The organism is Mesorhizobium sp. M0664 (assembly GCF_040320565.1).
Classification (GTDB): domain Bacteria; phylum Pseudomonadota; class Alphaproteobacteria; order Rhizobiales; family Rhizobiaceae; genus Mesorhizobium.
This window is the reverse complement of record NZ_JAMYPW010000030.1, coordinates 63,307-71,242: the sequence shown is the minus strand read 5'-3', so window position 1 is coordinate 71,242 and position 7,936 is coordinate 63,307. Positions and strand designations below refer to the sequence as shown.

8 protein-coding genes and 3 pseudogenes are annotated in these 7,936 nt (G+C 60.1%); 5 read left to right on the top strand and 6 right to left on the bottom strand.

The genetic code is table 11. The annotated features are described in order from the left end of the window. Nucleotides 1-194: pseudogene (gene cysW / locus NKI39_RS23135) on the top strand (sulfate/thiosulfate ABC transporter permease CysW); the annotation flags it as partial. A gap of 68 nt (nucleotides 195-262) precedes the next feature. Beyond that, nucleotides 263-1,303, top strand: a complete 1,041-nt coding sequence (locus NKI39_RS23130; protein WP_352834634.1) for a sulfate/molybdate ABC transporter ATP-binding protein — start codon at nucleotides 263-265, stop codon at nucleotides 1,301-1,303. Between the two features lie 11 nt (nucleotides 1,304-1,314). On the opposite strand, the pseudogene NKI39_RS23125 reads toward NKI39_RS23130, so the two are convergent. Further along, nucleotides 1,315-1,567: pseudogene (locus NKI39_RS23125) on the bottom strand (GNAT family N-acetyltransferase); the annotation flags it as partial. Between the two features lie 361 nt (nucleotides 1,568-1,928). Between NKI39_RS23125 and NKI39_RS23120 the strand changes: the two are divergent. Then, a complete protein-coding gene (locus NKI39_RS23120; protein WP_352834632.1) occupies nucleotides 1,929-2,273 on the top strand; it encodes a sulfotransferase family protein in 345 nt (114 codons plus the stop codon). Beyond that, the gene (locus NKI39_RS23115) at nucleotides 2,254-2,529 is read left to right on the top strand and encodes a sulfotransferase (RefSeq protein WP_352834629.1); all 276 of its coding nucleotides are present in this window, start codon (nucleotides 2,254-2,256) and stop codon (nucleotides 2,527-2,529) included. The genes NKI39_RS23120 and NKI39_RS23115 overlap by 20 nt, the downstream gene beginning before the upstream one ends. A 279-nt stretch (nucleotides 2,530-2,808) precedes the next feature. On the opposite strand, the gene NKI39_RS23110 is transcribed toward NKI39_RS23115, so the two are convergent. The 4 genes and pseudogenes from NKI39_RS23110 to NKI39_RS23095 form a co-directional block, all read right to left on the bottom strand. Further along, entirely contained in the window at nucleotides 2,809-2,913 is a 105-nt protein-coding gene (locus tag NKI39_RS23110) for a hypothetical protein (RefSeq protein WP_352693738.1), read from the bottom strand. Further along, entirely contained in the window at nucleotides 2,903-3,340 is a 438-nt protein-coding gene (locus NKI39_RS23105) for a recombinase family protein (protein ID WP_352834627.1), read from the bottom strand. Before NKI39_RS23105 ends, NKI39_RS23110 begins: the two co-directional genes overlap by 11 nt. A gap of 330 nt (nucleotides 3,341-3,670) precedes the next feature. Further along, complete coding sequence (locus NKI39_RS23100) at nucleotides 3,671-5,572, bottom strand: heavy metal translocating P-type ATPase (RefSeq protein ID WP_352834624.1); 1,902 nt, start codon at nucleotides 5,570-5,572, stop codon at nucleotides 3,671-3,673. A 48-nt stretch (nucleotides 5,573-5,620) separates the two neighbouring features. Beyond that, nucleotides 5,621-5,902: pseudogene (locus NKI39_RS23095) on the bottom strand (transposase); the annotation flags it as partial. A 268-nt stretch (nucleotides 5,903-6,170) separates the two neighbouring features. On the opposite strand from NKI39_RS23095, the gene NKI39_RS23090 reads away from it, so the two are divergent. Further along, nucleotides 6,171-6,476 (top strand): hypothetical protein, encoded by a 306-nt coding sequence (locus NKI39_RS23090; RefSeq protein WP_352834622.1) that lies wholly within the window; start codon nucleotides 6,171-6,173, stop codon nucleotides 6,474-6,476. On the opposite strand, the gene NKI39_RS23085 is transcribed toward NKI39_RS23090, so the two are convergent. Continuing rightward, nucleotides 6,466-7,830, bottom strand: a complete 1,365-nt coding sequence (locus NKI39_RS23085; protein ID WP_352693734.1) for a hemolysin family protein — start codon at nucleotides 7,828-7,830, stop codon at nucleotides 6,466-6,468. The genes NKI39_RS23090 and NKI39_RS23085 overlap by 11 nt on opposite strands. Between the last annotated feature and the right edge of the window lie 106 nt (nucleotides 7,831-7,936).

Genomic DNA, 7,936 nt, shown 5'->3' with positions numbered 1-7,936 from the left:
TCGTGTCGGGCCACATACGCGGGCTGACCAACACCATGCCGCTGCATGTCGAAATCCTTTATAACGAGTACAATGCCGCCGCCGCCTTTGCCGTCGCTTCGCTGCTTGCCGGCCTGGCGCTCGTCACGCTCGTCTTGAAGACACTTCTCGAGATGCGCTACGGCGCCGAGATCGCCGCGATGCGCGGACATTGAATGCATGTCGCCCAAAAGTGCGTAGCGGTTTTGGGACAACGACATGCATCGACAAAAAGGGACGGTTGATGGAAGTTCGCGTTGTCAACGTGCGCAAGGAGTTTGAGCGGTTTCCGGCGCTTCACGACATCTCGCTCGACATCAAGTCCGGCGAGTTGATCGCGTTGCTCGGACCTTCCGGTTCCGGCAAGACGACGCTGCTCAGGCTGATCGCCGGGCTCGAGCGGCCGACACGCGGAAAGATCTTCTTCGGCGAAGAGGATGCCTCCCAAAAGTCGATTCAGGAGCGCAATGTCGGCTTCGTCTTCCAGCACTACGCGCTGTTTCGCCATATGACGGTCGCCGACAATATCGGCTTCGGACTCAAGGTCCGGCACGGGCCGTCACGCCCGTCGGCGAAGGAAATCCGCCGCCGCGCCTCGGAACTCCTCAACCTCGTTCAGCTTTCCGGTCTGGAAAAACGCTATCCGGCACAGCTTTCGGGCGGCCAGCGCCAGCGCGTGGCGCTGGCCCGCGCCATGGCGATCGAACCGGCCGTGCTTTTGCTCGACGAGCCGTTCGGCGCGCTCGATGCGCAGGTGCGCCGCGAACTGCGCCGCTGGCTGCGCGACATCCACGATACGACCGGCCACACCACCGTTTTCGTCACCCATGACCAGGAAGAGGCGCTGGAGCTTGCCGACCGCGTCGTGGTGATGAGCCAGGGCCGCATCGAGCAGGTCGGCACCGCCGACGAGATCTACGACACACCGAATTCGCCCTTCGTCTATGGCTTTATCGGCGAATCGAGTTCGCTTCCGGTCAAGGTCGAGGACGGCCAGGTCTGGATCGCCGACCGGCCGATCGGGCTCTCCGCGCCGCAGGCGCCGCAAGGCGAAGCGACGCTTTTCTTCCGTCCGCACGATGTCGAACTGGTGGAAGAATGCAATGGCTGCATCGCCGGCACGGTCGCCGCCAGCCGCCGCGTTGCCGATACCAGGCGGGTGGAACTCGAAATCGGCGGCGAACGCCAGCGGGTCGAGATCGAGCTGCCCGTCGACCATCCGGCGGCGCAGAAAAGCCGGGTGGCATTCAGGCCGCGGCGCTGGAAGCTGTTTCCGGCTGCTTGATTACGAGGCGATTACCAACTTGTGCACAACAAGACGTTTCGGCCCGCTCTTTCAACGCGCCTTAGCGAGAGCACAAGGGTCATCGGATTTTTCGGGAAAGCCGCAAAGCCGTAGTGCTCGTAGAAGGCTTTCGCTTCGTCCGATATGGCATGAACAAGAAGGCCGCGAATCCCGAGGATCGTCGCGGCGGAACGCGGTGCGCAGAACGGCGTCTTGCAACAGCGCGGCGCCTAACCCCTTGCCTTGCCAGCTTGTGTCCACGCTGCTCGAATGTCGCGCGGTCGACGTCGAGCAGCCTGATGGAGCAGGTCTGCACGGCCTTGCCCTTCAAGATGGCTTTGGTCACCGCGATCACGTTCCCGGCGGAAACTCGCCGTCGGTTGTCTCCCATCCCTGAAAGGCATCCACGTCATCGACCGGAGCAAGCGCTGCGTCAGCGGATAGTGGTGTCGATGCACGCGTCTTTCGCCACAGCGGCGCCAGGAGCCACCATTCCCGGCGCTTCTCCAATACTGACCTTCGCGCGCTACGGCTTGAGGCGATTCGGAGCTGAACCTTCAAAGATAATAGCGAATTAAAGAAAACAGCGGTATTTTGACCAATTGAAATTCGTCGGGGGGTGCTCATGGCTCTATATGTCATTGGCGCAGGCATGGGTCGCACTGGCACATATTCGCTGAAGCTCGCCTTGGAGCATCTTGGGTTCGGGCCGTGTCATCACATGGCAAATGTCCACGCCAATCCCGAGCAGAAGGCGCTGTGGCGCGCCGCCGGACAGGGACAACTCCCGACCTGGGATGCGGCATATGCCGGCTATCTTTCCGCGGTCGATTGGCCAACGGCGCATTTTTGGCGCGAAGTGAGTGACCACTACCCTCATGCAAAGGTTATCCTGACAGTTCGTGACCCGGAAGCCTGGTATGACAGCATGGCGCAAACAATAGGGCACGATGGATGCTGCTACCAATGATCCACAGTCCTTTGGTGTGGGGGTGGTTGGAAACACTGTCTTTGGCGGTCGATTTGATAACCGTGATCACGCAATCGCTGTCTATGAAGCACATAACGCTTCCGTGAAATCAACGCTGCCACCTGAACGCCTTCTTACTTATCAGGCCTCCGAAGGGTGGGAGCCGCTTTGTGCCTTTCTCGGTGTACAGTTGCCTTCCGCACCGTTTCCACGCACCAATTCGACTGCCGAATTTCGTGCTCGCATAGGGCGCTGAACGGCGGTTTTCCCCCCCGGCCGGACCTTCCCGAGCCTCATCAGGCAATCTGATGTCTGAACGCACCAACCGACCACGTGCGCCAGTAGCAGTCATCCGATCGGACGAATCGAATGACCGCTTTGGCTAGTTCGGTTCGAATTCTTTTGCTCCAGGATGTGTTCCGCCGAACCAACCACGTAGGCAGCTGGTACAATACCAATAACTGCAGGCCGGGGGTACGCGTCCGAGGAGGGCCGGTGCGTACGTCGCTGCGAAAGCGGCCAATTGGACCCACAATCAGCGAACATTCATTTTCGTCTGAGCGCCGATACGTCTCACAGTGGCCCTATGAACTCGGAAGATGCGAGCAATCTCGGCGGCGGGTGGACCATCATTCAGCATGCCGATGATTTCGGAGCGCTGATCGGACGTGAGTTTTGGGCGAGACCACCTTTTCGCCCGCGCTCCTGGCTGCTTGAAGCCCCGCCATGGTGCGTTCCCGTACGATGGCTCGCTCGAATTCGGCGAAGGAACCGAGCATCCGCATCATGCGGCCTGCCGTCGTGGTCGTGCCGATTGCCTCGGTCAGTGAGCAGAACCCGGCGCCGGCGGCCTCGATCTTCTCAAGGATAAGGAGCAGGTCCTTGAGTGACCGCATCAGTCGGTCTAGTTTCCGGACAACCACGATATCGCCTTCTTCGAGCTCGCCAAGAAGCCGATGGAGCTCGGGTCGATCCCAGCGTCCTCCAGATGCTCGCTCCTCCGCGAGCCGCTTGCAGCCGGCGGCTTTGGCACCGCAGACAGGCCTACGCGCTTCTCTGGAAGCCATACTTGGCCTACTCTGTCAGGGATCAGATGAGTCGCTCGTCACGAAAACGACGACCAAGGGATCGAAGAAATCGCTGGGTCGTCAGGCGCAGCGCGATATTTGGAGGTAACGATGAATTTCACGGACAGGCGCCTCTGGTACGGTGTGGCAGCCGTGATCGTGGTGCTGTTTGTGATTGGGTATGCGGCTGGGTGGTTTGGGGGCACACCGCCACCAGCGCCACAGCAGTAAGCGTACTCTGGTTGCGGTTGCCCGGTTTCGTGGACGATGCGAATTGGACGCGTTTGTCGTCCAAAGAACTGCAAGCGCCTTAGGCTCCAAAGAGATGCGCTAAACATCTTGGATTCGAACGCGCAGCAGTTTTGCCGAATTCAGGAACACCAGGACATCTGGCCCCAAGTGCAAAATCGCTGCCTGGATAGGACCGATCCAGCCCATCAGCGCTGCGGTAATGCCCAAAACGTGCACAACACCGACACCGACAAAAATATTTTCCTGAATTGTCCGGTAAGCACGTCGAGCAATTGCGCGCGCGCTGACAATTTTTGCCAGATCATCCTTCATCAATGCAATGTCGGCGGCTTCCAGTGCCGCCTGCGTGCCGCCGCCGCCCATCGCAATGCCGACATCGGCGCGTGCCAGCGCCGGCGCGTCGTTGATCCCGTCGCCGACCATCGCCACGCGATGGCCCTGCTTTTGCAGTTCGGCGATGGCGGCGACCTTGTCCTGCGGCATCAGATTGGCACGCACTTCATCCACGCCGAGTTCCTTGGCGATGGTCCGCGCTGTGGCCTCATTGTCACCCGTCACCATCACCATGCGCTTGACCCCGGTCGCACGGAGCTTTGCCAGCGCTTCGCGCGCACCTGGTCGCAATGTGTCGGCAATCAGAATCACGCCCGCGAATTTCCCATCGACCGCGACGTGAACCGGCGTCTGTCCGCCCTTTTCGATCGCATCGGAAAGCGGCACGCCGGCCTCGCGCAGCAACGATGCATTCCCGACCAGCACGGTGCGTCCGGAGACTGTCGCCTTCACACCGCGCGCCTGCAACTGCTCGTACTGCTCCGGTTCCGGGACATCGATTTTCATCCGGGCGGCATAGTTGACGACCGCTTTCGCCAAGGGGTGAGCGGAGCGCCGATCGGCGGCGGCGGCAAGGCTGAGCAGATCAGCTTCCGAAAGCGTGCCGTCCTGCATCTCCACGCCGACAACCTCGGGCTTGTTCGCCGTCAGGGTGCCTGTCTTGTCGAACACCAGGACGTCGACCTTGGCCAAAGACTCCAGATAGACGCCCCCCTTGACCAGAATTCCATTGCGTGCGGCTCGCGCAATGGCTGCGATAATCACCAGAGGGGTCGCCAATCCGAGTTCGGCAGGCGATGTGAAAATCAGCAGAGTGACGATCATCCGAACGTCGCGGGTATAAAGATAAACCGCAACCAGGAAGATCAGCACGACCGGGATCAGCCATGACGCGACCTTATCCGCCAGTTTCTGGACGGGTGCCTGTTCCGCTTCGGCATTCTCGACCAGACTGATGATGCGGGCAAAGGTGGTGTCGGCACCAACCTTCTCGGTCTCGATGTCCAGGGCGCCGGATTCGACGAAGGTTCCGGCAAAGACATCGGCGCCGTCGCTTTTGTCCTTCGGAATGCTCTCTCCTGTGATCGATGCTTCGTTGACCGAAGCCGCTCCACCGACGACGATGCCGTCGACAGGGATCTTCTCGCCGGCCCGCACCAAGACAACGTCGCCCGCGCGCAAATTTTCGATCGGGACCATGCGTTCGCCACCTGGGTCCCGCACAAGTGCCACCTGGGGCACCGAGCCGATCAGGTCTTTGATCGAGGCTCGCGCACGATCCATATTCAAATCGGCAATGAACTCTGCGATCAGAATGATCACCATGAGGACCGCGCCGGCGACGGTCTCGCCTCCGATCAGCGCTACCACCGTAGCGATGGTGACGAATATCTCGGTACCGATCTTGCGCTCTTTTACGAGGTCAACGGCGCCGGTTTTGACAAGCGGATACAAGCCGATGGCAACCGCCCCCCACAAAGCTTGAATGGGAATCAGCTGTTGCCAGTACAGAAAGGCCATCAGGCCGGTAAATATAATGCGAGCGACTTCGGTCCAACGTTCGCGTGTCATCAACACTCGCCAACCCGATGGAACAGCCTTAGGCGCCGGCTCAACGCTTTCGGTGGCTGCTGTCTCGGATTTCATGATTGGCTCGCTATCTGGATTACGGTCTTGGCTTGAAGCGTGAGCGCATCAGGATCGTGTCCCAGGGAGTGGTGTAGTTGACGGCTTGGTCGCCGCAGCTTCCGGCATGGGCCGGGAATGATCAGCGCGCCACAGCAGGCTGATGAGCGGATCATCGCTCATTTGGCTGACGGTTTCCAGCGTAATATATCTCGCCCGCTGCACGGCCCATTCATCGTTCTGCTCGAGCAGGATCGCGCCAACCAGACGGACGATGGCGTCATCATTTGGGAAGATGCCGATGACCTCGGTGCGCCGCTTGATCTCGCCGTTGAGGCGCTCGATCGGGTTGATAACCGGTATGATCATGATGGTGCCATCTGATCCCCCGCTGGAGATGCGAGATTTTCAGCGTATGTGTGACCATCCGGGACAGCGGCACCGGGAGCACGCCAAGTGCGGGCAGGCCGATGTATTCGATAAGCTGCGAGCTCGCGTTAGTAGCTGGCCGCCTCTGCGACCTGCCCGGTTGCGCCGAGAGCGCGGATCCGTAGGTGTCGCGTCGCCCGCCGGCTCCCGATTGTTCAAGGAGAGAGGGGGCCAATGACGTGTAATTGGAATGGCTATCCACCGCACCTTTGCGGAAGTGGTTTTCTGCGAAGATGGCCGGCTGCGCCATCACGGACGGGTCGACATGACCCGCTCCGGACTGGAGGGATTTGGCCGCAGCTTGAACAGGACGGACGAGGTCGTTGTCGAGGTGACCGGCAACACCATGGGGGTGGTGCGGGTGCTTTCGCCTTTCGTCGACCGGGTGATGGTGCATCAGTGTCAGTCAGGTTGGATCACGCAGGATACAGTTGGTTCGCGGGCACCGGCGACCTCGACGAGGCCATGGCGGCCTATTCATTGGTCTATGTTCTGAGCCCATCTACCTCCGATGTTTCTTGCCGCCCCGTGGGAGAGTTCCTTCGTGCGAGCAGTTTGTCGATCCGCCGGCCATCCATGTCCACGATCTTGAAGTGCCAGCCGCCATACTCAAAATGTTCCCCGACCTCAGGCAGATGCCCTAGTCGAAACAGGGCAAATCCTGCGATCGTATGGAAGTCGCCTTCAGTTGGCCGTGCTCGAAAACCAAGGCGATCGAACGCGTCCTGGGCCGACATCATACCATCCACGAGAAGGGAGCCGTCTTCACGCTCGACGACATCCGGCTCTTCGCCTTCGATGTTGGGCAGGTCGCCGGCGATGGCTTCGAGCAAATCGGTCTGGGTAACAATTCCTTCCAGACTTCCGTACTCGTCGAGGACCATTGCTATGCGGACGGGCGCCTTCCTGAACTGCTCCAGCACTTTGAAAATCGGCGTTGATTCATGAACGACGAGCGGCTCACGGATGATCGCCATCGGATCGAGAACCTGCCCGTCAAGAACCTGGTCGAGCATGTCCTTCTTCAGAACCATGCCGAGCAGTTCATCGATACCGCCCTTGCCAACAAGGAGCTGCTCGTGGCGGCAATCGCGGATCGTACGAAGAATCTCGGTTCGGTCATCATTCACGTCGATCCAGTCGATATCCGGCCGAGGCGTCATGATGTCACTGATGCGGCGCTCGCCGATATTGAAGACCCGCTCGACCATCTCCCGCTGCGCCTGCTGCAACAGCCCGCCTTCCTGACTGGCCGAGATCAGAAGCTTCAGCTCGTCTGGCGAGTGCAATGAATCCTCACCGGTTCCCGGGCGCAGGCCGCAGAGTCGCAGAACGAGGTTGCCGAGACCATTCAGCATTAGAATCGCCGGCCTGAGCAGAAAGAGGAACAGACCGAGCGGACGCACGACCCAGAGCGCAGTGTCTTCGCTGCGCTGGAGCGCCAGACTCTTTGGTGCGAGCTCGCCAAGCACGATGTGAAGCGCGGTGATGATGATGAAAGCGATGGCGACGGCGACAGTGTGTGAGCCCGCAGTCGCCAACGACCCGAGCAGCCCGATCAAGAGAGGCTCGACGAGATGCGCGAGAGCAGGTTCGCCGATCCAGCCGAGTGCCAGCGATGAAATGGTGATGCCGAGCTGGGTCGCCGCCAGATTGGCATCGAGATTGTCGACGGCCCGCTGGAGCGCTGCCGCGTTCAGCCGCCCAGCCGCAGCGAGTTCGGCAACTCGGCTTCGGCGCACGGCGACCAGGGAAAACTCGGCGGCGACAAAGAAGCCGTTTGCGGCCACGAGTAGGAGAACCGACAAGATTCCAAGAATGTCGCTCAAACTGCCATCGCCTGTCGGCATGATATCCTCTTAATGACACAATTGGATACGTCTCTGAAGCGCAAATGATGGCATTGCGCAATCGCTATCAGCATCACGATCGCCCGAAGCATAATCCCCTGATGGC

Coding starts and splice junctions, on each gene's coding strand:
- NKI39_RS23130 (WP_352834634.1), top strand. CDS start 263: ATGGAAGTTCGCGTTGTCAACGTGCGCAAGGAGTTTGAGCGGTTTCCG.
- NKI39_RS23120 (WP_352834632.1), top strand. CDS start 1,929: ATGGCTCTATATGTCATTGGCGCAGGCATGGGTCGCACTGGCACATAT.
- NKI39_RS23115 (WP_352834629.1), top strand. CDS start 2,254: ATGGATGCTGCTACCAATGATCCACAGTCCTTTGGTGTGGGGGTGGTT.
- NKI39_RS23110 (WP_352693738.1), bottom strand. CDS start 2,913: ATGCTGAATGATGGTCCACCCGCCGCCGAGATTGCTCGCATCTTCCGA.
- NKI39_RS23105 (WP_352834627.1), bottom strand. CDS start 3,340: ATGGCTTCCAGAGAAGCGCGTAGGCCTGTCTGCGGTGCCAAAGCCGCC.
- NKI39_RS23100 (WP_352834624.1), bottom strand. CDS start 5,572: ATGAAATCCGAGACAGCAGCCACCGAAAGCGTTGAGCCGGCGCCTAAG.
- NKI39_RS23090 (WP_352834622.1), top strand. CDS start 6,171: ATGGCTATCCACCGCACCTTTGCGGAAGTGGTTTTCTGCGAAGATGGC.
- NKI39_RS23085 (WP_352693734.1), bottom strand. CDS start 7,830: ATGCCGACAGGCGATGGCAGTTTGAGCGACATTCTTGGAATCTTGTCG.